Source organism: Streptomyces sp. NPDC107550, from assembly GCF_055639095.1.
In genome coordinates this window covers 18,777-42,525 of the sequence record NZ_JBVKBC010000002.1, presented here as the reverse complement: position 1 = coordinate 42,525, position 23,749 = coordinate 18,777, and the positions used below count along the sequence as shown (strand labels likewise).

The window sequence follows — 23,749 nt, the reverse complement described above, 5'->3', positions numbered from 1 at the left end:
CAAGGAGACGCCATGGCTGACGGCGACACCGTGAAGATGCGACTCACGTTCTGGCGCGACGGCAAGGTCCCCGGCGACATCGTTGACGTCCCGGCCGACGAGGTCCGCCGCTGGGAAGGCTTCGCCGTACCCGTCGAGGACACGGACCCCGCTGACCGGCCGGGCCCAGACGGAACACCGGCCCAGTCCGCGCCGACCGCCGACTGGCGGGCCCACGCGATCCAGCTCGGCATGGACAAGACGAAGGCCGACAAGGCGACCAAGCCGGAGCTGCAGGACTACGTGGCGAAGACGACCGCAGGCGCGACGGCCTAGCCATGACCACACCGGTTGTCCTCCCCGACGGCAAGCAGATCGCCATCCAGCTGCTCGCTGCCGCCATGCCCGAAGTCCTCGTCACCGGCCGCCTGCCCGAGGGCGCAGCCTTCACGGCGGCGCTGCCGGTGGTGCGGGTGCTGCGCATCGGCGGGGTCGCGGACGTGCGCGGCTGGGCCGGCCCGGCGGTGAGGGACAACCCGCGGTTCTCCGTCGACTGCTACGCGCCCTCGGACCACGAGGCGCTTCAGCTTGCGCGCCGGGTGTGTGCTGAGTGGGAGCTGCTGCCCGGTCAGGCCACCGCCGAGGGGCTCGTCTCCGGGATCAGTCAGGAGACCGGCCCGCAAGACCGACCCGAAGAACCGAACACGGGTGTCGCCCGCGTCGGCATGACCTTGGGGATGAGCGTCAGCCCACCCCAGATGACCAGCTAGGAGGCCCATCGTGGGCGACGCATCCAAGATCATTGTTGGTATTCGTGGCAAGGCGTACACCGCACCCGTCGGCTCCACGTTTCCCACCGGCCCCGAAGAGGTCTGGGGGTCGGCGTTCACCGACATGGGGTTCGTGACCCCCGACGGCCTCGAAGAGGCGCTGGCGGAGGATCGGACGCAGCTCGACGCGTGGGGCGAGGACGCCCCCGTCATCGACCTCGCCAAGAAGCGCACGCAGACGTTCAAGCTGACGTTCCGCGAGACGTCGGCTCCGCTGCTGTCCCTGTACTACCAGGTAGCGGTCGCCACCATGACGTCCACGGCCGCAGTCACCACGCCGGTTGCGAAGAAGCAGTTCCTCAGCTTCGGTAGTGGCTCGCTGTCGGACACGGTCGAGGTCGCCCTCGGCCTCGACGTGATCATGTCGGGCAAGCGCCACCGCATCATGATCGCCCGCGCCGGTGTCACCGACCGCGAAGCCATCAAGCACAACAGCGAAGACTCCTCCAACTTCGGCTTGACCTTCACCGCGCTCGCCGCCCCGGGCGGCGCCCAGTCCGTCCAGCACATGATCACGGACGTCGAACTCCCCACCCCCTAACCCCCGACTGGTGGTCTGTCGCGCTCACATCCCCGGGCGGGGGCGGCACGACAGACCACCTGCAAGCCCCCGCCCCCGACCCCCGCCCAGAAGGAACCCCAGCCATGTCCAAGCCCAACCGCAAGATCATCCGCCTCCAGCAGATGCGCGCCCAGCAGGCCCAAGCCGCAGGCATCAAGTGGGTCGACGTCGTCTACGAAGCCCCCGGCGAGGCCCCCGGCACCGTCGTCGAGAAGACGTGCTCCTTCCTCGTGCAGGACTACTGGCCCGTCGAACTCGTCCGCGCCGTCCAGGACTCCAACGAGTCCGACCAGTTCGAACTCCTGGAGCGCGTCGCCAGCCCGCCCGAGGCGTTCAAGGAACTCGTGACCGTCGCCCAGCTCACCGTCGGCGAACTCAAGGACCTGGTCGAGCAGTTGTCCGATGAGGCCGGCACCAGCGAGGGGGAAGAGCGTGGCTCCTCCAGCTCCTCGAAGAGCATGCAGGGGCCGTCCGCGCCGACATCCAGCGCTACTACCCCGGCCGCCGCCTAGAAGAGTTCTGGGCCATGTCCTGGGGGGAGGGCTCCATGAACTGGGCCGAGCTCCGCGACCTGGTCATGGCGCTCCCCGAGGACTCCGCGACGAAGGCGGCCACGGCAGGCGGCGAACAGGAAGAACAACGCTGGAACAGCCAGACGTTCCTGCAAGCCGCCACCTACAACGCCCTGCTCGTCCTGGTGCGGATCCTCTGGACCGCGCACCTCAAGGGGCAGCCCCCGGACGTGAAGGCGATCAGCCCACCCTCGCTCGCCGCGGACGCGACCGAGGACGAGGCGGCTGCCGCGATCAGCGAGCACGTCCTCAACCAGTACAGCCCACAGCAGCCCGCCGCCGATCCGGACGAGATCGCCGAGTGGGAGCAGCGGATCCAAGAGCTCGAAACACAAGGCAGCTAGGAGGGGAGGCGGCATGGCCGAAGCCACCACGGTCGGACGCACCCGGGTCTCACTCATCCCGGACACGTCCCGCTTCGGCCCGACCATGCTCGCCGAACTCCCCAAGGCTGTACGCCCCGGCGCCGTGAAGGCCGCCGACACCATCGGCGACACCATCCAACGCCGCCTCAACTCGATGAAGCCGACCGTCAAGGTCAAGATCGACCTTGACGTCGCCAGCGCCAAGACGAGGCTCGACAAGCTCACCGCGCCCCGCCGGGTGAAGGTCACCGCTGACCTGGACGCGAAGGCCGCCACGGCGGGCCTGACGAAACTCACCCGCGACCGCAAAGTCAAGATCACAGCCCAGCTCGACGACACAACAGCAACCCGCGCCATCACCCGACTCACCCGCGACCGCAAGATCAAAGTCCGAGTCGACGTCGACGGGGCCAACACCAAGCAGAAACTCGACCAACTCACACGCGACCGCAAGGTAAAGGTCCGCGCCGACGCCGACACCTCCAGAGCCGGTCAGGCAATAGACCGCGTCAGCCGCGACCGCACCGTCAAGGTCAAAGTCGACGTCAACGAAACAAGCGCCAAGACCAAACTCGGCAAGCTCCTCGGCCAGCGCACCGTCGACATCCTCCCCAAGATCCAACAGGGCGCATACAGGACCGCTGAACGGCAGCTCGACAAGCTGTGCAAGGACCGCGTCGTACAGATCCGCGCCAACGTCGACACCAGGGTCGGCGCGAACGAGATCCGCAACCTCACCCAGCGGCGCACCGTCCGCATCGGCATCGACGTCGACACCCGTGTCGCCGCCGACTCCCTAGCGAACCTCACCCGCCGCCGCCAGATGACGGTGCAGGCGCGCGCCGACACCACGGCCGCGAACACGGCCCTCACCTACCTGACCCGAGACCGCACCACCACCGTCCGCGTCCGCGCGAGCGGCCTCACAGCCCTCACCGGCTCCCTCGGCAGCATCGGCGGGAGCAGCAGCGGCGCCAGCGGCGGACTCGGCATCTTCTCGAACCGAATCGTCCTCATCGGCTCCGCCATCATCGGCGTCCTCCCCGCCATCGGCTCACTCGGCAGCGCCCTCGCACAACTGGGCCCCCTCGCCGCGACGGCCGCACCCGCTGTCCTCACGCTGGTCGGCGCGTTCGCCGCCATCAAGATCGGCACCATCGGTATCGGCGCCGCCATCAAGGAGGCCTTCAAGCCTGCCGCCGGAGAGGCCAAGGCCGCGGCAACCGCGACCAAGGGCGTGGAGAGCGCACAGCGGTCCCTGGCGCGGGCGCAGCGGTCGCTCCAGGAAGCACAGGTGCAGGCCGCGGACCGTGTACGGCAGGCGCAGCGCGCCGTCGGCACCGCCGAACGCGACCTCACCGCCGCCCAGCGCGACGCACGCCAAGCACAACAGGACCTGACAGCGGCCCGCCGCGAGGCCGTGCGTGAGCTGCAGGACATGAACAACCGGCTCATCGACGGCCGCCTCGGGGAACGGGAGGCCACCCTCGCCGTACAGCAGGCGGAGGAAGACCTCGCCCGCACCCGCAACGACCCGGCCGCCACCCAGCTGCAGATCCAGCAGGCCGAACTCGCCCGCGACCGCGCCGTCCAGTCCCTGTCCGAGCAGCGCACCGAGCTGGGGCGGCTGGCCAAGGACACCGCCGCCGCCAACAAAGCGGGCGTCGAAGGCTCCAAGACCGTCCTCGACGCGAAGAAGCAGGTGTCGCAGGCGGACCAGCAGGTCGCCGACCGACAGCGCGCCCTCGCCGAAGCACAACGCGGTGTCGTGCAGGCACAGGTCGAAGGTGCGCGGCAGGTTCGCGACGCCCAGGAAGCCGTCGCTGACGCCGCCCGCAACGTCGCCGCAGCACAGCAGACCGCCACCACCCAAACCAGCAAGCTCGACAACGCCCTCGCCAAACTCTCCCCAAACGCCCGCGTCTTCGTAGCCACACTTCAAACGATGGCGCCAGCCTGGCGCGCCATGCGGCTGGACGTGCAGGACCGGCTGTTCGCGGGACTCGGAGCCCGCCTCCAAACTGTCGGCGCGCAGATACTGCCGACCGTCCGCGCCGGCCTGGTGGGCACAGCCGGCGCCCTCAACCTCATGGCCAAGAACGCGCTCGCGGCCGTAGCAGCGCTAGAACACACCGGGCAACTCGGCACCGTCTTCGACGTCATCCGCGGCAGCCTCACCACCCTTGCCCGGATCCCCGCCCAGATCGTCACCGGCCTCGCCCAGCTCTCCATCGCCGCGCAGCCCGCGTTCGACCGCATGACCAGCGGCGCCGCCTCCGCCATGGACCGCATCATGGCCAAGCTCGCCAAGAGCCTGCAGACCGGAACCTTGACCGACAGCATCAACACGGCCCTCGACGTCGCCGTCAAGTTCGGGCACACACTCGCCGACCTCGGCGGCATCATCACCGGCATCTTCCGCGCGGCAGCAGCAGGCGGCGGCGACTTCTTCGGCGTCATCGGCTCAGCCCTCGCCGAACTGCACCGGGTCATCGACATGCCCGAAGTGCAGAAGGCGCTCACGCAGATCTTCAAGGCGATCTCTGCTGTCGCGGGGCTCCTCGCAGGTACGCTCGGCGCGGCGATCCGTGCGGTCATGCCCGTCCTCGCCGCACTCGCGCCCATCGTGATCCGGCTGACGCAGATCCTCGGCCCCGTCATCAACGACCTGCTCCACACCCTCGGGACAGCACTCACCCCCATCGCTAAAGCTCTGGGCCCGCTGTTGACGACGGCGGCGATCGCTATCGGGAAGCTGGTTACGGCGTTCGCACCACTGTTGACGATCATCGGTGATCTGGTGGCGCAGGCGCTGCCGTTGTTGCAGCCGCTGTTCGATCAGTGGGTGGCGAGCATCGTTGAACTGTCGCCGCTCATCACCTTGATGGCGACGACTCTCGGTGTCGCCCTCAAGCCTGTTCTCGACGCCCTGGTCGGCGTGCTGGTGGAGGTCGGCGCGCAGATGGGCCGCGCGTTCATGGACATGATCCGGCAGCTCATGCCGGTCGTCCCGCAGCTCATCCCCGTGATCGTGCAGCTCGCGGACTCCATCGCTCAAATCCTCGTCGCCCTCACCCCGCTCCTGCCGCAGATCTTGACGCTGTCGACCCAGTTGATCACGCAGCTTCTCCCCGCCGTCCTGCCGCTGCTCGGGCCGATCCTCAAGCTGCAGCTGCTGTTCATGCGGTTCGCCACCGCAGTGATCACAGCAGTCGTGATCCCCGCTCTGACCGCCCTCGTCGACTTCATGACCCGCCTGAGGCAGAAACTCCAGCCCGCCGTCGACGCCGTCAAGTGGGTCGTCGAGAAGATCAGCGGGTTCTTCTCCTGGCTGTACGACAAGCTCCTCGGACACTCCACGATCCCCGACATCGTGCGCGGCGCCACCCGCTGGTTCACCGACATGTGGCACCGCACAGTCACCATCTTCACCAACCTGAAAGAAGCCGCCTCCCGCATCTGGGACCGCTTCTGGGGCCGCATCCGCTCCACCGCCACCGACGCCTGGGGCAAAGTCCGCGACGGCTTCGACCGCTTCAAAAACGGCCTCAAAGACGCCTTCCGCGACATGCGCGACCGCATCGGCGACATCTGGGACGGCATCAAACAAAAGGTCGCCTCACCCATCAAGTTCTGGATCGCCACCGTCTACAACCGAGGCATCGTCTCCGTCTGGAACAAAACCGCAGGCCACCTCCCCGGCGTACCCGACCTCAAGCCCATGGCCATGCCCAAGGGCTTCGCCCGCGGCGGCATCCTCCCCGGCTGGTCCACATGGCGCGACGGCGACGACCAGCTCGTCCCCATGCGCCGCGGCGAAGGCGTCTACGTCTCCGAAGCCATGCAGGACCCCTACGAACGCGCCCGTCTCCACGCTGTCAACCAAGCCGCCATGCAAGGCCGCAGCCTCGCCCCATTCCGTGGGTTCGCCGAAGGCGGCATCGTCGGCGACATCACCAGCGGCATCAAATCCGCGTTCTCAGGCGGCGCCGACGCAGTACGCGGCGGCCTCGCCGACCTCGCCGAAACCGCATTCAAGCCCGTCAAGACCGGCATCAAGAAGGCCCTCGGCAGTGATCAGAAGACGTGGCCCGGCCTCGTCGCAGGCCTGCCCAACACGCTCATCGACAAGGCCATCGGCTTCATCCGCGGCAAGGAGGCGGAGGCAGGCGGCACCGGCCGGTGGATGAAGCCCGTCAACGCCGCGTTCGGTACCCGCTTCGGCACCAGAGGCCCCATGTGGGCATCCGGACGACACACCGGACTCGACTTCCCCGCCGCCACAGGCACCCGCGTCGTCGCCGTCGACAACGGCACCGTCACCTCCGCCACCAGCGGCGGCCCCTACGGCAACCACGTCCTCATCAACCACGGCGCCGGCCTCGCCTCCCTCTACGCCCACATGTCCCGCATGGTCGCCAAAGCCGGCGACGTCATCAACCGCGGCGACAAGGTCGGAGCCGTCGGCGCGACCGGCAATGTGACCGGCCCGCACCTCCACCTGGAGGCCCGCAAGAAGGGCACTCCGGTCGACCCGATGCCGTACCTGCACTCGCCGGACGTCGGCGGCAAGGGTGTTAGCCGGTGGCGTGGCGTTGTCGTCCAGGCGCTGGGGGAGGTCCACCAATCCCTGTCCAACGTGACGCTGACGCTGCGCCGCATGAACCAGGAGTCCGGCGGCAACCCCAGGGCGGTCAACACCAACGACATCAACTGGGCGCTCGGCCACCCGTCGGTCGGGCTGATGCAGGTGATCCGCGGCACGTTCCAGGCATACGCCGGGAAGTACAAGCGCACCGGCCCGTTCCTGTACGGCGTCTCCGTCGACCCCATGGCGAACATCTACGCCTCCATGCGGTACGCGCTCAGCAGGTACGGGTCGCTGTCGCGGGCGTACAACCGTCCGGGCGGCTATGCCCTTGGCGGCATCGTGGGCGGCGGGCTGCGGGTTCACCGTGGTCTGCCGGGCGGATACGCCAAGGGTGGCGTCATCAAGGTCGGCGGCAAGAAGATCGACACCGGTCCGATCGCCGCGAGCATCGGCGGTGACTTCCTCAAGCAGCTCACCGGCACAGCGGCAGCGATCGATGCTGCGATGACGAAGGTCGCTACCGCGATCAAGAACGCGTTCAAGGGCGTCAAGACGACCCTCGACGACAAACTCCTCAAGCAGGTCACCACCCAGAACAAGGCGCTCCAGGCCCTCGCCAAGCAGCGCGACGCGATCGCCGCGAAGATCAGCGCCGCGAAACAACTCGCCACCGAAACCACCGCCCAGGCCGTCCAGTTCACCTCCCTCGCCTCCCTGCCCAACGGCGGCAACCAGTTTGGCGCGGCAGGCATCCTCACAGGACTGCAGACACGGATCGCGCAGCTCAAGACGTTCGGCACCAACCTCAAAGCCCTCGCCACACGCGGCCTCAACAAACAACTCCTGCAACAGATCATCAGCATGGGACCCGAGCAGGGCGCCGCATACGCCAAGGCCCTCGTCGACGCCACACCCACGGAATTCAAGGACATCAACGCGGCCCAGGCATCCATCGCCTCCATGACGAAGTCGTTCGGCCAGGACGCCGCCGACGCCATGTACGACTCCGGTGCTATGGCAGGCACGGGCTTCCTCACGGGCCTCACGGCCCAGCAGAAGACGATCGAGGACAAGATGAGCGCCTTGGCGAAGGCCATCCAGAAGGCCATCAAGAAAGCCCTGAAGATCAAGAGCCCGAGCCGGGTGTTCGCCGAGATCGGCGCCTTCACCGCGCAGGGCTTCGCGCAGGGCGTCACCGAAGCCACCCCACAGGCATCCGCCGCCGTCCTCGCCATGGCCCGCACCGTCCGCGCCACCGCCGCCACCACAACAACCCGCGTACAGCAGCAGACCAACATCCGCCAAGGCGGCCAGCGCGTCCTCAACCACTACGCCACCACACGCGAGGTCGCCTCCCGACAGGCGATCCTCGACGCCCTCGCAATCGACGACATGCTCAACCGGACGGTGGTGACCTGACATGCCGCTCCTCGTACCTCCGACCGGAGTCGTCGACCCCGAGCAGCCGCCCTGGGTAGGCGTACCGTGGCCCGCCCTCATCAACCAAATGCCGCAGCTCGCGTTCACCGACGCGCGCGGCATCACCACCCCACTCTCCGACTGGGAGAACGGCTGGCTCCTCCAGCCCGGCGCCAAGGGCCTCGACATGCCCGGCTACGCCTTCCAGCAGGACGAGAGTCCCGGCATCGACGGCTACGCAGTCCGCGACATCCGTGCCCAAGGCAAGGAGATCGTCCTGCCGTTGGCGTTCTGGGCCAACGACTCGCGTGCCGCGTACCTGAAGCGCCGGCGCGCGTTCATCCACTCCCTCAACCCCAAGCGCGGCTTGGGCACGCTCACGCTGACGCAGCCGGACGGCGACCAGCGGAGCATCGGCGCCTACTACGCGTCCGGGATGGAGGGCGACGAGTCGCTGGACGCGGCAGGGGAGCGGTGGTGCATCAACGCGATCACGTTCGCCTGCCCGTCCCCGTACTGGATCGGCGACCCAGTCACCCTGTCCTGGAAGACGGGAAACACCGCCACGTTCTTCCCGGTGCTGCCGCTCATCGTCGGCGACTCCCAGGTGCTCGGACAGGTCACCGTCACCAACGACGGCGACGACGACGCCTACCTCCTCTGGACGATCAAGGGCCCGGCCACCACCATCACCCTGACCAACAGCACGACCGGCCAAGCCTTCGCTCTCACACGCACACTGACCGCGTCGGACACCGTCGTCATCGACACCCGGCAGCGCCAGCAGACCGCCCTCCTCAACGGCATCACCAACCTGTGGCCAGACCTGTCGACCGCCTCCGAGCTCTGGCCCCTCGTCGAAGGCAACAACGCCCTCAACCTCGCCGTCACCGGAGCGACCACGGCCACGCAGGTGTCCATGACCTACCAGCCCCGCTACCTGGCCGCCTGAGGGAGACCCGCATGGCATCCAACGCGCTCCGCGTCTACGTCCGCGACGCCAACCTCAAACGGCTCGGCCAAGTCGCCGACTACACCGACCTCACCGTCGTACCCCGCTACAACGCCATCGGCGCCCTGACGATGACGATCTCCGCCGACTCGCCCTCAGCTCCCCTCCTCGTCGAAGGTAACGGGCTGATCGTCAAAACCCCGGTGGGGGACACGGTGCTGTCCGGGCCGATCCGCACACCCGACTGGCAGCGCTCCGCCAGCGACGGCGGCACCGGGAAACTCACCATCGGCGCCGTCTCCGACGACGAGATCCTCGCCCGGTACACGTGCTGGCCCATCCCCACGGCCGCCATCGGCTCCCAAGGATCCTCCGTCTACAAGATCAACACGGCTGCTGCCGAAACCGGCATGCGCGACCTCGTCAACCTCAACGCCGGACCCGGCGCCCAAGCGAGCCGCAAACACCCGCTCCTCACCCTCGCCACCAACGGCGTCCGCGGCGCCGCCGTGACCCGTGAGGTCAACCAGTTCGACAACCTCCTCACCGTGCTGCAGGACATCGCCGCCGCAGCAGGCCTCGGCTTCCGCGTCATCCAAGTCGGCTCCGCGCTCCAGTTCCAGGTGTTCCAGCCCGTCGACCGCTCCGGCACCGCCCGCTTCTCCTTTGGCCTCGGCAACCTCACCGACGCCTCCTACACGACGACGCCGCCCACCTGCACCCGGGCGATCGTCGTCGCCGGAGGCTCACCCAGCCCGCGCGTCTGCAAGACCTACGACCGCACCGACCCCCTGTTCCCCGGACTCGTCCTCGAGCAGTTCGTCGACCAGACCTCCGTCGACACCGCATCCGTCGACCTCACCGCACAGATGGACCAAGCCGGAGCCGAAGCCCTCACCAACGGCGCAGGGCAGGGCTCACTGTCGATCGCGCCGATCGACCTGCCGCTGCTCCGCTACGGCCGTGACTACAACGTCGGCGACACCGTCGCCGCACAGCTTCGCGGCGGGACCTGGTACACGGACGTCGTCCAGGAAGTCACCCTCACCTCCAGCGCCAGCGAGTCCACGACCAAGGCCACCGTCGGCAACAGCAGCGCCACCGGAGCCGTCGCCCGCATCTACTCGTACATCGCCCAAGTCAAGAAAGACGTCGGGCGCCTCAAGACAAGGAAGGCCGCCTGATGGCCGAGTTCAGCGCGCCGTTCGACAACGCGCCCATCACCACCCAAGCCCAGTGGTCCGCCATGGCCCGCCGCTGGGGACTCGACGGCGTCCACACCACCGACCCCACCGCCACCACCCTCGCCGTCACCGGCTCCGGCACCACCACCGTCGCCGTCGCCCCCGGCCGGGCGTTCGTCGCCGGCTACTACTACTTCAACGACGCCACGAAGAACCTGTCGGTCCCGGCGAATGCCGGCGGCACGGCGCGCGTTGACCTCGTCATACTCCGCGCCGACCCCACCGCCAAGAAAGTCACGGCCGTGTACAAGACCGGCGGTACAGCGGCCCCGTCACTGACGCAGGTTGAAGACGGCACCTGGGAAATCCCCCTCGCTCAGTGCACCGTCGCCGCCGGATCATCCGTCGTCACCGCCGCCAACATCATCGACAAGCGCTGGTTCACCGACCGCGGTGCGATCCCCTCCGCCGGCCCCAACGCGCGCCCGCCCTCCACCAAGGGCCAGCTCCTGGTCGAGGCAGGCAAGCTGTACGTCGGAGACGGTGCGGGCTGGCGGTGGCTCGGCACGCAAGGCGTCGACGACTCCACCTACACGCCCGTGTGGACGGCAGGCACAACCACCATCAACTGGGGCAGCGGCTCCATCAACTTCGGCCGCTACCAGGCCGTCGGCCGCCGCGTCGACCTCACCATCCAACTGCAGATCGCAGGCAACCCGCCCGCCTACGTCGACCCCATCCAGGTCACCCTCCCGCCCGGCCTGCCCTGCACCATCACCCACCGCTCCCTGTTCACGTGGAACTTCACCTCGGCGAACGACGAAGGCTCCGCGGTCGGGCACGCCATGACGTTCCCGACCAGCGACTCCGGCACCGGGAAGATCAGCCGCCTCCGCTACGCCACCTCCGACGGCAACAACGTCAACGGCCGACCCAACTCGTACAACCTCCTCACCAACAAGCCGTTCGACCTCCGCGCCGGAGACATCCTCACCATCGACGGCTCCTACTGGCTCGCCTGAGCCTCATCAGAAAGGTGGCCCCGTGAGACACCCCTTCGGCTCCAGCCCCGCCGACTACGCCATGGAACGCGTCGGCAACCAACTCCTGGTCCGCCCCGGCGCGGTCGGCACCGTCTGGACCGCCCCCACCGGCGGCACCCAGATCACCGATCTCACCGACACCACCGGCAGCCCCATCACCCAGATCACCGCTGACTCAGACGGCGCCGTCGCCTTCATAGGCCCAGACGGCGCCACGTCGCTGTACGTCGATTTCGGGTACGGGCGCCGCTACGCCATGACCGCCACCGACATCGGCGCCAGCCTCGACAACAAGCTCGACACCTCCGGCGGCACCATCACCGGCCCGCTCAACGTCACCGGTGACGTGTCCGTGGGCGGTGCCCTCACTGTCGCGGGCGGCGGCTCCCTCCTGACTAAGCCCGCCGCCGACGCCCTGTACTCGCCCGTCGGCGCCATGCAGAAGACGAGCAATTTGTCCGACGTATCGAACGTGAGGATGGCCCGCGACAACCTCAAGGTCGGCCGCAGCGACCTCGGCATCTACGTCCCCTCAGGCTGGGGATCCTTCTGGCGAGCGAAGCGCGACGCAGCAAGCACAAGCCCCGCCCGCATCGTCACCCTCGGCGGCAGCGCCACCCAAGGCTTCTACGCCTCCAACCCCCGCACCAAGTCCTGGCCCGGCCAACTCGCCACCGCCCTCCAGGGCCTGTACGGCGACGGCGGCAGCGGCCTCCAGCAGACGTCCCTATCGTCCGCGATCCTCTCCTCCGGCGACGCACCCGCACTCGCCGCCTGGACCACCGCGGGCGCCATCGTCACCCAAACCGGCACCTGGCTACAGGGCGGCTCCAAATACGGGCCCGGCGCCAACTACCTCTACAGCGACGTCACCGGCAACACACTCACGTTCAAAGCCCGCGGCACCACCGTCAAGATCTTCACAGTGACCGGGTCGGGGACCCGGCCGGCGATGCTGTACTCCATCGACGGTGGCGCCGACGTGTCCGTCGCACAGCCGTCCGGCACGGCCGCCATCCAGACGACCACCATCACCGGCTTGTCCAACACCACCCACACCGTCGTCGTCAAGGTCGGCACCGCGACGACCGGCCAGTACCTGTCCGTGTGCGGTGTGTCCGGCGAGAACGCGACCGGCGTCGTCGTCCACAACTGTGCCCTCGCCGGCGCCAAGTCCTCCACGTTCGGGGACCCGACGCCGGCCAGCCTCAACGCCGTATGGAACGGCGGTGTCAGCTTTCCGGGCGATCTCGTGATCTACACGGCGGGCCCCAACGATGCCGCGGCGAACACGACCGGTGACGACTGGGCCGTCAACGTCACGAAGTGGCTGAAGGCCGTCAAGGACACCGGCAGCGCGGTCGGGGACTGCGACATCATCCTCGCGCTTCCACACCTCGGCACCCACGACGTCACCAACTACAAGTACCAGGACTACGCGATCCGTGGCCGAGCGCTCGCGGAGGCGTTCGGGTGCGCGTTCGTCGACTGGTGGGCCATCGGCCGCAACTCCTGGCAGTACTGGAACAGCCTCGGCTACTGGGGCACATCGGCAGGCACAGGCGCGGCGGGCACCGACAGCGTCCACCTCTCCGACGCAGGCTTCACCGCCATGGCCAACGTCATCCTGCCCCTCCTCACAAGCTGATGCCCATCCAAACCCCCACCCCCATGGTGGGCAGCATCCGCGGCGTGCTGCCCGCCTACGAGCGGCTGCGCGCGGAGATCACGGCCCCGGCCGGGTGTGAGGTCGGTGATGTGCCGGGCGGGGGAGTGGTGGTGGGCTGGGTGCTGATCGCCGACCGCAGCGAGGCGGGCGGCGCACGCCTCGACCCCGTCTTCCTGGCGGCGGGCCGCTCATGGACACCCGACCAATATCGGGTCGCCTACGGGGCCCAGTTGGGCGTGGCGGTGCGCGCCTAGCTGGGCTTCACGGCGCCGTGCTCCGAGGCCAGATTCATCAGCCTCAGCATCCAGTTGGCAGGGGCTGGCTCGCCGTGAAGCCTGTCCCAGCCGGGTGTCGGGTCGCTGACGACGAACCCGTCCTCGGTGATCCTGGAGACGGTGGCGGTGAACCGGCGCCTCTCACCGCCCTCGCCGTATTCCACCCACACCAGGTCACCGACCCCGATACCGCCGTCCACGGTCACCCTCCCCGTAAGGTCTCAGTCGTCCTCTTCGCTGGCGTCGACGTAGCCGTTGTTCTCGATGTGGAGTGCGGCGGTGAGCATGCCGAGACTGCTGATCCAATCCAGGGATTCGCTGCGCCCCTTCACGAGACTGACACTGCCGTCGGCCTTCACGACCTTGATGAGGACGTGCGCATCGACCGGCATATCGCCGTCATCCAGGTCGACCGTCACGCCGAGCGCGTCGAGAAGCTGACCTACCTTCTGGCCCTCACTCATCGACGCCCTCCACAAACTTCACCGCGGCCTGCGGCGCACCGAACACCGTGCGGGGCCCCTGCCGCAGCCACAGCCAGCCGTCCCGCGTGTCCACGGTTGTTGCCTGCACGTTCTTAACCGTCTCGTCGGCCAGGCCCACGATGAGAGTGCGCGCCACCTCGGCGGGGCGCGGCATGAACGGCTCCACCAGCATCACCGGCAGCGGTATGTCGAAGGCATGGGCGAGCGCAGCGAGTTCATCGACTGCGATACGCCGCTTCCCGTTCTCCAACTGGTAGAGCGTCGCCTCACTCATCGGGCAACCCACCTCCGCCATGCGCACCGACAACTGCTTCTGCGAGACCCCGTGATACTTCCTGGCCGCCTTCACATTGCGGGCGACCGCCGCCTCCTGACCGAACGGATCAAGCATCGGTGACCTCCCGGCTTGTGGAAGTCCGTCCGCCATGCGGGATGTTCTGCAACCTGCTCACCCGCTCCCGATTGGCGTCGGTGAAGCCGTAGGGACGGAACCGGCCACAGGTCGAGCACTGCCCGTAGGCTCGCCTGTTCAGGGTTGGCTCCTCGCAGGCGCAGGCGCAGGTGGAGTGAGCGTTCTCGATCGAAGAGCAGTCCCTGTGGAACAGGCCAGGCTCCCCCTGCCACCAGGGCGCACGGGATCTGTCCCACGAGTGGGAGACGTTGACGTGGTCGCCCTTGCGGTCGCGACCACCGCACCAAGCGCACCGGGTGAGGAAGCGGCGCCGCAGTCGCTGGTACGTGCGGAACTGGATGCGCCAGTGGTGGATGTGCCAACGCCACGTCCCTGAGTAGCGCCAGGTCCCGTCTCGGCGCTGGGTGCGCTTCTGGCAGACGGTCAGGCTGTCCCGCTCCTCAGGCTCGCGGTGCCACACAGTGACGAGCGATGGGAAGTAGTAGTCCCGCCCGTTGAGGCGCCAGAACGCGCTGTAGCTCCCCGGCTTCCACCAGGGGAACGCGGCCTCGTCGTGGGCGGGGTCGTCGGCACACCAGGACCCGCAGTCGTGGTGGAGGCGTATCCGCCAGCGCACGGACCGGTCACCTGCGGCGGGGAGGGTGGAGCGCTCGGGCCAAGGGCGACGCAGTTCGAACGCGACAGTCAGCGGATCGTGCATGCGGGGCCTCCGGGTGCGGTCGAGGTGCGGGCTGCTGTGCGGGGAAGGGCGGCGGGCCGGGCCCGCACGACCGGGCCCGCCGCAAAGGGGAGACGTAGGACCGGTCCGCCTCCACACCTCGCAGCATACGCCAGCACCTATGAATCGTAGGCTTGTTGCGGGTATTGGCCTATGATTCGAAAGTCAAGTGCTGTGCAGGGAAAGGAAACTGCCGCACCAGTCCCCCCCTCGGGAGGCAGCCCATGGCCACACCGATGGCCGCCGCGCAGGCAGTCGCGCAGCTCAAGAAGTGGCGCATCAAGTACGTCGAGATCCCCGGCTGGACCACCAACAACCGCAACAGCCGTGGTCCCTGGGGCGGCATGAACGGCTTCATCTGGCACCACACCGGCGCCGACGTGAAGGACGCCAAAACCTACGCCGTCAGCACCCTCTACAAGGGCCTGCCCACGCTCCCCGGCCCGCTCTGCCACTTCAGCGTCGGCACCGACGGCACCGTCTACCTCGTCGGCTGGGGCCGCGCCAACCACGCAGGCGGCGGCGACCCCACCGTCCTCCAGCACGTCATCAACGAGGACTACACCGGCCAACTCCACCCGACCCGCGGCAACAGCAACGGCATCGACGGCAACGCCCACTTCTACGGCGTCGAGATCCAGTACAGCGGCAGCCACAAGATGACCGACGCCCAATACAAGGCCGGCCTCGCCCTCTCCGCCGCCATCTGCGACTTCCACGGCTGGACCGAGAAGTCCGTCATCGGACACGGCGAATGGTCGAGCGACAAGTGGGACCCCGGATACGCCCCCGGCCGAATCATGGCCATGCCCGACGTGCGCGCCGACGTGAAGAAGACCCTCGCCGCCGGCCCCGGAACCGCCAGCACCCCGCCGCCCTCGAAGCCCGCCCCCTCGACCGGAGGACTCGACATGGACGCCAAGGCCGTACACGACGCCGTGTGGAACCGCGACGCGATCCCGTCCCCGACGACGGTAAGCACGCACAAGACGAACCCCACATGGAAGGCCTCCAGCTACCTGCCCGAGATCGTCGACAGGCTCTCCAAGCTCTCCGCCCAGGTCGACGCCCTCACCAAGGCAGTCGCCGAACTGAAGAAGAACGCCTGACCACACGCCCGGCCAGCGCCCCCGCCCGCGCACACTGAACAGGAGAATCCCGTGAAGATCCTCGGCCGTGAACCGGCACTCATCCTCGGACTCGTCGCCGCCGCCGTGAAGCTCCTCGGCTACGAGTTCAACGTCACTGCCGGCGTACAGACCGCCATCAACACCATCGCCGCCGCGATCGTCGGCCTCATCCTCGCTGTCATGGCCCACAACGGCGCCTGGGCCGCCGCCATCCTCCAGACCGCCCAGGCCGTCATGGCACTGTTCGTCGGTCTCGGCCTCGACTGGACCGCCGACCGCCAGGCCCTCTGGATGAGCTCCATCGCCGCCCTCCTCGCCGTCGTCGAACGGTTCATCGTCACCCCGCCACTGGCGACGACGCCGCTCGAACAGTCCAGCCCCCTGAAGACCGCGGCCTGACACCCCCGAGCGGAGGCTCCGGTGAGCGAAATATTCGGCGTCAACCCCACCGACGCTGGAGCCGTCGCACTCCTTACCCTCGTCGTCCTGTTCATCCTCACCGGCCGCCTCATCCCGAGACGCACTCACGAGGATCTGATAGCCGACCGCGACAACTGGCGGGCCGCATTCCTCGAATCCGAGGCCGCCCGCAAGGTCGAGCACGAGCAGACCGGCGAACTTCTTGAGATGGCCAAGCTCGGCGGCAACCTCCTCACGGCGCTCCCCCCACCGCCGTCAGCAGCCCGGGAGGAGGTGAACCCCGGTGATCGCCTGGATCCGGCGTCTCCTAACCGGCCATGACAAGCCCGACCTGCGAGTCTCCGAGGCCGCCCTCGAACGGTCTCGGACCGGTCGCCGAGCAGCAGAAGCCCGCCAGCCCAGCGTCGACGCGGCCGTCGCCCCCCTCCGGCGAGCCCGCCAAGAGAACCACCTGCGTGAACGCATAGAGCAGGCATTTCGAGGAGCACCGTCATGAGAGACATCAGCGTCGACCAGTGGATCAACATGGCAGCGTCGACGTTCGCCGTTATCGCCTGCCTCACATTCATGGCCACCTACCACGCGAAGGCCCCCTGGTGGCGATCCGACATCGGCCGCAACCTCATGGCGTTCGCCGCCGCCGTCGGACTCCTCGGCGCCTACACCGTCCTCGTCAGCCTGTTCCCTGACGGCTGCTTCGCCATCGTCCTCCGCGGCATCCGCACCCTCACCGTCCTCGCCATCGCCACGATCATGATCCAACGCACGCGGCTCCTGCTGCGCGCACAGCGAGACCAGCACAGCAACACCTGACACCCCCACGCCGCACGGCACCGCTGCCCACGTCCACGACCAGCAAGAACCGGAGTGAACCATGGCCGCCATCGTCTTCAACATCGCGCTCGGACGCCTCGCCCAGTACGGCGACCTCCCCGCCGCAGCCGACTCCCTCATCGCCGTCCCCCTCGCCGCCGCCGGACTCCCCACCGACGCCACGATGCGCGACTACACCACCCTCGCAGCAGTGAAGGCCGGAGCGACCGAACAGACGGCCCTCGGCCGCAAAACCCTCACCAACGTCACCGTCACCGTCGACAACACCAACGACCGTGTCGCCATCGACAGCGACGACATCACCTGGCCCACCACCAGCGGCCCCGCCATCGGCGCCATCATCATCTGCTACAAACCCGACACCAGCTCAGCAGACACAGCGATCATCCCGCTCACCAAGCACGACGTGACGATGACACCCGACGGAACCACGTTCACCCTCACCGTCGCCGACATCGCCCGCATCACCTCTGCCGCCTGACGTGGCCACCTTCACCGACGACTTCAACCGGCCCGACACCACCGACCTCGGACCCGGCTGGGTCGAAGTCTCCGGCGACTGGACCATCACCAACCATCAACTCGCCCCCGACACGTCCAGCGGCAACACCATCCTCCGCGCCGCCACCGCCATGGACAGCAACGACAACTACGCCCAGGCCACCATCGTCACCAGCATCGCAGCGAGCCAAGGCGTCTGGTGCCGAGGAAACACCACCCTCACCAGCGGCTACCTCTGGCGCACCAACGGCTCGTCGTGGGATCTCTTCGCAGTCGTCGGCGGCAGCTTCACCAGCATCGGCACCTACCCGGCACCCCTCACCCCCGGAGACACCGCCAAAATCCAAGCCGTCGGCTCGACCATCAAGGGCTACGTCAACGGCATCGAACGCGTCACCATCACCGACACCAGCGTCACCACAGGCGTCAACGTCGGACTCCGCGTCATGGCCGTCAACGGCATCCGCATCGACGACTTCGCGGCCGGAGACGCCACCACAGCAACCGTCATACCCCTCACCCCCGCCCTCGCCACAACGACATCCCGCACGCTCGGCGGCGCGAAGACCACGCCGATCACCGTGGCGGGGGAGTCGTCCGCCGGGAAGCAAGCCACTGGCGAGAAGACCGCGGTGGTCGCCGCCGCCACGGAAACGGACACAGCCCAAGCAGCCGCCGGCGCCAAGACCGCCACACCGTCGCCCGCGTACAGCAACGAGGCGGGGACGTCCGTCATCGGGACGAAGACGACGCTCCTCCAGGTGGCCGCCGACACCGCCACCGCCACAGCGCTCCTTGGGGCGAAGGCGGGCGTCATCGCCGCGGCCGGCAGCACCGAGATGGTGCAGGCGCTCACTACCGCCAGCACCTTGCCGACCGTCACAGCCATGGGTACCGCTCGGCCGATGGCGGGCATCAAGACCACAGTCCTGACACCCGCCATAGCCGCCTGCACGGCCCGCCCGCTCGCCCGACCCGTCACGCACAAACCCAACCCCGAACGGACCGCGCGGATCGGTGTCGACATCCGCCGCATCACCGTGCCCGCCGAACCGCGCACGCACACAGTGAGGTAGCCGTGACCTTCACCAAAGACCCCAGCGCGCTCCTCGACTACACCTGGGACTGGACCCCCTGGCTCGCCGGAGACACCATCACCAACGCCACCATCCACCTAGCCCCCGGACTTACCGCCATCGGCCAACCACTCGTCACCGACACCACCGTCACGCAACATGTCACGGGCGGCGAAGCAGGCGATAACCTCCGCATGACCTGCCAGATCACCACCAGCAACGGCCTCACCGACGAACGCTCCATCTACCTCACCATCATGGAACGCTGACGCAGGCCCGTCAGTCGACGACCTCGCCCTCGAACTCAGGGAACGCATTCTCGTCTGAGCTGTCGCTGGAACGCTGCACGGTGACCACGATCTTGCGGCCATACTTCTTGCCGAGCGCGTTGTCATCCGTCTTCGTCACGGACACGCCCGCGCCCAGCCGGCCCTCCAACGGCTCCGCACCACGGGAGAACTCCGTTATCGCAGCCTGACCTCCGTTCACCGCGCCCTCCACGATCGTCGAGAAGTCGTCCAGCTTCACCGACTGGCCGCTGCCGTTCGTGAACTTGAGCTTCAGCCGGAACTCCGTCAGCGACGGATTGGGCGTCTCGAGATCCTCCTGCGACCAGTCCTTGAACACCTTGGCCTCGACCACCGTGACCTTCACCCCGTCGGGCCAGGTGAACGTGTCGCCGAACTTGAACCCGCTCGACTTCCCGTCCCCACCCGTACCCGAGCCATCCTCGGGGCCGGCGGAGGCGCCGCCTGCCTCGTCGGAGCACGACTCCATCCACTCGCCCTGCGACAGACTCTCGTCGTTGCAGTCGACCTTCTTCTCTGACGCCTTGCCTGCCGACGCCTTCGCGGCCGGCTTCGCTTCGGTCTTGTTGTCGCCACCGCCACCGCATGCGGTGAGTGCGGCCAGTAGCAGGGCAGCCGTAGCCGCCGTAGCGCGAACGCGCATGAATCCCCCCAGGATTGAACTACCGGAACACGGTACGACGCATGTGGTGGAAACGTGAACTACCGTCACAGGCTCGTTACCAGGCCGCGGCAGGATCGTATATAGGGGAGCGGCGGATACCCTGGACTGCAGCCGCTCGGCCTGTAAAGCCCACGCGTCGGACGCGTCCACCGTCTGGAGCGTGAGGGCGGCTAGTGGACAGGAGGGCCGGAGCCGACGGGCACCGGCCCTCCGCTCACGACTCGACGAAGGGTGCGGGTCCCAGGCCTGCGAGGCCGACTTCAACGCTGCCGCTGGTCGCCATGAACTCGCTCTCTCGACCGTTCGGCATGCGGAGCACTCCAGGTGCAGCATCGAACAGGTCGACATCACTGGACGGATCGGAGAGCGTGATGCTGCCAGCCCACGTGCTGTCCTTGTCGGACTCCCGGTTGTCCGTCCGAGTCGGGTCGTAGCGGAGCACCAGAGACGCGGTGACCGCAGCCTCCCGTCCGTCCGGAAGGGCAACGGTCGCGGGGCCGACGTATCGCTGCCGGCCGTCGCCGGGGTGGAAAGGTGCTCGCTCTGCCATGGCGAGAGGCTAGCCCCGAAGTTGTTCGAGCGGGGGCTGGCTAACCGATCCGAACAAAGTGGTAGCGCACAACGGTCACTCAAGCGCCGCGAGTTGACCATGAAGCACTCTCGATAACATGCAATATCGCGGGCGACAGAACGGTACAATTAGCTATGCCTGAAACTGAGTTCGGACAGCCGCTGCCGCCCCTCTCGCTCGCGCCGTGCGCCTTCTGCGACATCATCGCCGGGCGCGCCCCCGCCGAGATCTTCCATGAGTGGGATGACGCCCTCGCCATCGTCCCACTGAACCCCGTCACCGCGGGGCACCTGCTCGTCATGCCGAAGATGCACGTCGCTGACTTCGGGCACGATCCTTACGTCAGTGCCGCCGTGATGAAGCGCGCCGCCCAACTGTCCGCCACCCAGTGGTGCAACGTCATCACCTCGCGCGGCAAGGTGGCGACGCAGACCGTTTTCCATCTGCACGTACACATCGTGCCGAGGCGTGAGGGTGACGGGCTTGCGTTGCCCTGGACAGGGCAGGCCGCATGACAGCACTCTCGCCGGAGCGGTCGGGGGCCGCCCCCGCCGTCCGTGACGCCGCGACGCTCGCCGTCCTCGCCGCGATGGAGCAGGCCGCCGAACAACACCTCGACGCCATCCGCCCCAACAACACGAAACGCGGCTACGCCAACGACTGGAACCTCTGGACCGAGTTCCACGACTGGCTCGCCCAACAGACCGGCCACCGGCTCGCGCTGACCGACGTCACCAAGGGCACCCTCGTCGGGTTCGTCGTCTGGCTCGACACGATCAAGCTTGCCGCGCCGACAAGTATCGACCGGCGGATCACCGGGGTCACCGTCACGGCGCGCGGGCTCGGCGTCGAGGTACCGAAGGCGGCGACGGTCGCCGCCCGGCAGGCGCTCAAGCCGATGAAGAACGACCCCGAACGCATGGCGCGCGGCCGGGGGAAGGCCGCCGCCGTCACCCCTGATCAGCTACGGCAGATGAACGCAGCCGTCGCCGACGGACTCGCCGGGCTCCGCGATCGCGCACTGTGGCTCATGGCCTTCGCTATCGCCGGGCGTTCCGCCGAAGTCGCCGAACTCCGCGCAGAGTCCATCGCCCACGTCAGCCAGGGCCTCGAAGTCCACGTCCCCGCTGTCAAGGGCCGACCGCCCCGCGACGTCGTCGTCCACTACGGCAAGAACGCCGACACCTGCCCCGTCCGCGCCTGGCTCACCTGGCGCGCCACGGCAGGCATCTCCGCTGGGCCAGCCTTCCTGCCCATCGACGTCTGGGGGCACCTCGGCAACCGCGCACTCTCCCCGGAAGCCGTCCGCGAGATCATCGCCCGCAACGCCGAACGCGCAGGCATCGCCGTCCGACTCACCGGCCACAGCATGCGAGCCGGCTTCATCACCACCAGCCGACGAGCCGGGAAGCGCGAAGAGAAGATCCGTGCCCAGTCCGGACATGCGGACAACAGCCCCGCCTTCTGGGGCTACATTCGCGAAGCCGACAAGTGGACCGACGCAGCAAGCGAGGACATCGGGTTGTGAGATCACTCGCTCGAGCGTGCCAACTTGTCCAGACTGCTCCACTTCCCGCGGCATAGCTTTCCTGAGCCCTTCACCACCACGGGGCAGATCTTGGTAGCTCCCAACTGCTGAGCTGTGGTTCGAACCTGACCGGCATCAAAGATCCATCGGGCAGCATGCTGCCCCTCTAGCGTCATTGGCAGGGCGTCGCTGCCATCAACCAGGCGCAGGCCGACGATCTTCATCTCGTTCGAAGTTGCGAAGAAGACTTGTGTGATCTGGCATGGCCCGCGCCCTGAGTTGCGGGCCTCAAGCAGGACCACCAAGCGGGTCCCTGAGAAGGGCCCGACGATCGCACCCGAACTGGCTGACACCCTCGGCTTCGAGCCGCTCCACTTCCAGATCGCGGTCTGCCAAGCGAACGAGACCAGAGTGGCGGCAAGAGAAGCTGATCCGATGGCCACGGTCATGACCGCTGTCCAGGGAACTTCCGCACTCATGGCAGCCTCCCAGTGGCTCGTATCTCCATCTCTAGCGTGCGCCTGTTTCGCACCGACAGCGCGACTGCGGCCGCTTCTCGCACAGAGCGCTGGCAGATTGCCAGCGGTTCGGATCGGCGGCGATGTAGTAGCGGCCCGCTGGGGGTATCGCTGGCGCTCTCCAGCCCGCCGTCATGCGCAGCACTGCTGCCGCCCATAGGCTGGCCTTCTCGGGGCTGTCGATGGAAGGTGCGCGCGATGCCCCGTCCTGTCTGGTCCGGTGCTATCTCGTTTGGCCTGGTCACGATCCCGATCAAGGTCACGACTGCCACAGAGGATCACTCGATCCGGTTCCACCAGTACCACCTGGAGGACATGGGCCGTGTCCGCACCCGCAAGGTGTGCGAGATCGAAGACCGCGAGGTCAGCAACGCTGAGATCGGCAAGGGCTACGAAGTCAGCAAGGACCAGCTCGTTGCTGTGACGGATGACGAGCTGCGCGACATGCCCCTGCCCACCGCCAAGGCTGTCGAGATCGTCGCATTCGTCCCCTACGAGAGCATCGACCCCATCCGCATCGGCGAAGGCTACTACCTCGAAGCGGATGGTCAGGTCGCCAACAAGCCATATGCCCTGCTCAGGAAGGCCCTGGAGCGGAACAGCAAGGCGGCCATCGCCAAGTTTGCGTGGCACGGCCGTGAACGTTTGGGCCTGCTTCGCGTCGTCGATGACGTGATCGCCCTCCACGCCATGAAATGGCCCGACGAGATCCGCCCCCCCGAAACCCTGGCACCCAAGCCCGTCGACATCACCGACAAGGAGATCGACGAGGCGATCACCCTCATCGACTCCATGACCCACGACGCCCCCATCACCGACGCAGACTGGGCCACCGACCGGTACACGACCGCCCTCGAAGACGTCATCCACGCCAAAGCCGCCGGAGAGAAACCCCCACAGGCGGACACGGAGGAAGCGCCGACGGGGACGGTCGTCGACCTGATGGCCGCCCTGGAACAGTCCGTGCAGAAAGCCAAGGCATCCCGCGGTGACGGCGGCGACGCGGACGTCCACGAGCTGAAGCCGAAGACCGCGAAGAAGACCGCCGCCAAGAAGACCACGGCGAAGAAGCCCGCCTCGAAGAAGACGACCGCGAGCAAGAAGCCCGCGAAGAAGACCAGCGGGAAGACGCGCAGCGCCTAG

General features: G+C 67.7%; 29 protein-coding genes. 22 read left to right on the top strand and 7 right to left on the bottom strand.

The window, feature by feature from the left end:
- Positions 1 to 12 precede the first annotated feature (12 nt).
- The 11 genes from ACZ7LY_RS02830 to ACZ7LY_RS02780 all read left to right on the top strand — a co-directional run bounded on the left by ACZ7LY_RS02830 (position 13) and on the right by ACZ7LY_RS02780 (position 13,420).
- Positions 13 to 315, top strand: a complete 303-nt coding sequence (locus tag ACZ7LY_RS02830) for a hypothetical protein (RefSeq protein WP_471622692.1) — start codon at positions 13 to 15, stop codon at positions 313 to 315.
- Between the two features lie 2 nt (positions 316 to 317).
- Positions 318 to 749: a hypothetical protein gene (locus ACZ7LY_RS02825; RefSeq protein WP_471622691.1), complete on the top strand. Its 432-nt coding sequence runs from the start codon at positions 318 to 320 to the stop codon at positions 747 to 749.
- 10 nt (positions 750 to 759) lie between these two features.
- Positions 760 to 1,350: a phage tail tube protein gene (locus ACZ7LY_RS02820; RefSeq protein WP_471622690.1), complete on the top strand. Its 591-nt coding sequence runs from the start codon at positions 760 to 762 to the stop codon at positions 1,348 to 1,350.
- A 104-nt stretch (positions 1,351 to 1,454) separates the two neighbouring features.
- A complete protein-coding gene (locus tag ACZ7LY_RS02815; protein ID WP_471622689.1) occupies positions 1,455 to 1,883 on the top strand; it encodes a hypothetical protein in 429 nt (142 codons plus the stop codon).
- A gap of 35 nt (positions 1,884 to 1,918) precedes the next feature.
- Positions 1,919 to 2,287 (top strand): hypothetical protein, encoded by a 369-nt coding sequence (locus tag ACZ7LY_RS02810; RefSeq protein ID WP_471622688.1) that lies wholly within the window; start codon positions 1,919 to 1,921, stop codon positions 2,285 to 2,287.
- Between the two features lie 13 nt (positions 2,288 to 2,300).
- Positions 2,301 to 8,318, top strand: coding sequence for a peptidoglycan DD-metalloendopeptidase family protein (locus ACZ7LY_RS02805; RefSeq protein ID WP_471622687.1), 6,018 nt, complete (start codon positions 2,301 to 2,303; stop codon positions 8,316 to 8,318).
- Position 8,319: 1 nt separating this feature from the next.
- Complete coding sequence (locus ACZ7LY_RS02800; protein WP_471622686.1) at positions 8,320 to 9,270, top strand: phage distal tail protein; 951 nt, start codon at positions 8,320 to 8,322, stop codon at positions 9,268 to 9,270.
- Between the two features lie 11 nt (positions 9,271 to 9,281).
- A complete protein-coding gene (locus tag ACZ7LY_RS02795; RefSeq protein WP_471622685.1) occupies positions 9,282 to 10,454 on the top strand; it encodes a siphovirus ReqiPepy6 Gp37-like family protein in 1,173 nt (390 codons plus the stop codon).
- Positions 10,454 to 11,476, top strand: coding sequence for a hypothetical protein (locus tag ACZ7LY_RS02790; protein ID WP_471622684.1), 1,023 nt, complete (start codon positions 10,454 to 10,456; stop codon positions 11,474 to 11,476). The genes ACZ7LY_RS02795 and ACZ7LY_RS02790 overlap by 1 nt, the downstream gene beginning before the upstream one ends.
- A gap of 22 nt (positions 11,477 to 11,498) precedes the next feature.
- Positions 11,499 to 13,145 (top strand): SGNH/GDSL hydrolase family protein, encoded by a 1,647-nt coding sequence (locus tag ACZ7LY_RS02785; RefSeq protein ID WP_471622683.1) that lies wholly within the window; start codon positions 11,499 to 11,501, stop codon positions 13,143 to 13,145.
- A 23-nt stretch (positions 13,146 to 13,168) separates the two neighbouring features.
- On the top strand, positions 13,169 to 13,420 hold the full coding sequence (locus tag ACZ7LY_RS02780; protein ID WP_471622682.1) for a hypothetical protein: 252 nt from the start codon (positions 13,169 to 13,171) through the stop codon (positions 13,418 to 13,420).
- On the opposite strand, the gene ACZ7LY_RS02775 is transcribed toward ACZ7LY_RS02780, so the two are convergent.
- The 4 genes from ACZ7LY_RS02775 to ACZ7LY_RS02760 are packed head-to-tail and all read right to left on the bottom strand — an operon-like array spanning position 13,417 to position 15,038.
- On the bottom strand, positions 13,417 to 13,641 hold the full coding sequence (locus ACZ7LY_RS02775; RefSeq protein WP_471622681.1) for a hypothetical protein: 225 nt from the start codon (positions 13,639 to 13,641) through the stop codon (positions 13,417 to 13,419). The genes ACZ7LY_RS02780 and ACZ7LY_RS02775 overlap by 4 nt on opposite strands.
- A 21-nt stretch (positions 13,642 to 13,662) precedes the next feature.
- The gene (locus ACZ7LY_RS02770; RefSeq protein ID WP_471622680.1) at positions 13,663 to 13,905 is read right to left on the bottom strand and encodes a hypothetical protein; all 243 of its coding nucleotides are present in this window, start codon (positions 13,903 to 13,905) and stop codon (positions 13,663 to 13,665) included.
- On the bottom strand, positions 13,898 to 14,317 hold the full coding sequence (locus ACZ7LY_RS02765; protein ID WP_471622679.1) for a helix-turn-helix domain-containing protein: 420 nt from the start codon (positions 14,315 to 14,317) through the stop codon (positions 13,898 to 13,900). The genes ACZ7LY_RS02770 and ACZ7LY_RS02765 overlap by 8 nt, the downstream gene beginning before the upstream one ends.
- Positions 14,310 to 15,038: a hypothetical protein gene (locus tag ACZ7LY_RS02760; protein ID WP_471622678.1), complete on the bottom strand. Its 729-nt coding sequence runs from the start codon at positions 15,036 to 15,038 to the stop codon at positions 14,310 to 14,312. The genes ACZ7LY_RS02765 and ACZ7LY_RS02760 overlap by 8 nt, the downstream gene beginning before the upstream one ends.
- A gap of 242 nt (positions 15,039 to 15,280) precedes the next feature.
- Between ACZ7LY_RS02760 and ACZ7LY_RS02755 the strand changes: the two genes are divergently transcribed.
- From ACZ7LY_RS02755 to ACZ7LY_RS02720, 8 genes are all read left to right on the top strand, one after another.
- Positions 15,281 to 16,165, top strand: a complete 885-nt coding sequence (locus tag ACZ7LY_RS02755) for a peptidoglycan recognition protein family protein (protein ID WP_471622677.1) — start codon at positions 15,281 to 15,283, stop codon at positions 16,163 to 16,165.
- Positions 16,166 to 16,216: 51 nt separating this feature from the next.
- The gene (locus tag ACZ7LY_RS02750) at positions 16,217 to 16,585 is read left to right on the top strand and encodes a hypothetical protein (RefSeq protein ID WP_471622676.1); all 369 of its coding nucleotides are present in this window, start codon (positions 16,217 to 16,219) and stop codon (positions 16,583 to 16,585) included.
- A gap of 21 nt (positions 16,586 to 16,606) precedes the next feature.
- Positions 16,607 to 16,927, top strand: a complete 321-nt coding sequence (locus ACZ7LY_RS02745; protein WP_471622675.1) for a hypothetical protein — start codon at positions 16,607 to 16,609, stop codon at positions 16,925 to 16,927.
- Complete coding sequence (locus ACZ7LY_RS02740; RefSeq protein ID WP_471622674.1) at positions 16,890 to 17,102, top strand: DUF7620 family protein; 213 nt, start codon at positions 16,890 to 16,892, stop codon at positions 17,100 to 17,102. The genes ACZ7LY_RS02745 and ACZ7LY_RS02740 overlap by 38 nt, the downstream gene beginning before the upstream one ends.
- Positions 17,099 to 17,419 carry a putative phage holin gene (locus ACZ7LY_RS02735; RefSeq protein WP_471622673.1) on the top strand — a complete coding sequence of 107 codons (321 nt, stop codon included), beginning with the start codon at positions 17,099 to 17,101 and terminating at the stop codon, positions 17,417 to 17,419. Before ACZ7LY_RS02740 ends, ACZ7LY_RS02735 begins: the two co-directional genes overlap by 4 nt.
- 61 nt (positions 17,420 to 17,480) lie before the next feature.
- Complete coding sequence (locus ACZ7LY_RS02730) at positions 17,481 to 17,921, top strand: hypothetical protein (RefSeq protein ID WP_471622672.1); 441 nt, start codon at positions 17,481 to 17,483, stop codon at positions 17,919 to 17,921.
- A 1-nt stretch (position 17,922) separates the two neighbouring features.
- Entirely contained in the window at positions 17,923 to 19,017 is a 1,095-nt protein-coding gene (locus ACZ7LY_RS02725) for a hypothetical protein (protein ID WP_471622671.1), read from the top strand.
- Between the two features lie 2 nt (positions 19,018 to 19,019).
- Positions 19,020 to 19,286, top strand: a complete 267-nt coding sequence (locus ACZ7LY_RS02720) for a phage fiber-tail adaptor protein (protein WP_471622670.1) — start codon at positions 19,020 to 19,022, stop codon at positions 19,284 to 19,286.
- 10 nt (positions 19,287 to 19,296) lie between these two features.
- Here ACZ7LY_RS02720 and ACZ7LY_RS02715 read toward each other — a convergent pair whose 3' ends face one another.
- Positions 19,297 to 19,968: a hypothetical protein gene (locus ACZ7LY_RS02715; RefSeq protein WP_471622669.1), complete on the bottom strand. Its 672-nt coding sequence runs from the start codon at positions 19,966 to 19,968 to the stop codon at positions 19,297 to 19,299.
- Between the two features lie 235 nt (positions 19,969 to 20,203).
- A complete protein-coding gene (locus ACZ7LY_RS02710) occupies positions 20,204 to 20,539 on the bottom strand; it encodes a hypothetical protein (protein ID WP_471622668.1) in 336 nt (111 codons plus the stop codon).
- A 155-nt stretch (positions 20,540 to 20,694) separates the two neighbouring features.
- Between ACZ7LY_RS02710 and ACZ7LY_RS02705 the strand changes: the two genes are divergently transcribed.
- Together ACZ7LY_RS02705 and ACZ7LY_RS02700 are read left to right on the top strand one after the other, a co-directional pair.
- Positions 20,695 to 21,075, top strand: a complete 381-nt coding sequence (locus ACZ7LY_RS02705; RefSeq protein WP_471622667.1) for an HIT family protein — start codon at positions 20,695 to 20,697, stop codon at positions 21,073 to 21,075.
- Positions 21,072 to 22,088 (top strand): tyrosine-type recombinase/integrase, encoded by a 1,017-nt coding sequence (locus ACZ7LY_RS02700; RefSeq protein ID WP_471622666.1) that lies wholly within the window; start codon positions 21,072 to 21,074, stop codon positions 22,086 to 22,088. The genes ACZ7LY_RS02705 and ACZ7LY_RS02700 overlap by 4 nt, the downstream gene beginning before the upstream one ends.
- 2 nt (positions 22,089 to 22,090) lie before the next feature.
- On the opposite strand, the gene ACZ7LY_RS02695 is transcribed toward ACZ7LY_RS02700, so the two are convergent.
- Positions 22,091 to 22,537, bottom strand: a complete 447-nt coding sequence (locus ACZ7LY_RS02695) for a hypothetical protein (protein WP_471622665.1) — start codon at positions 22,535 to 22,537, stop codon at positions 22,091 to 22,093.
- Positions 22,538 to 22,804: 267 nt separating this feature from the next.
- Between ACZ7LY_RS02695 and ku the strand changes: the two genes are divergently transcribed.
- Positions 22,805 to 23,749 carry a non-homologous end joining protein Ku gene (ku, locus tag ACZ7LY_RS02690; protein ID WP_471622664.1) on the top strand — a complete coding sequence of 315 codons (945 nt, stop codon included), beginning with the start codon at positions 22,805 to 22,807 and terminating at the stop codon, positions 23,747 to 23,749.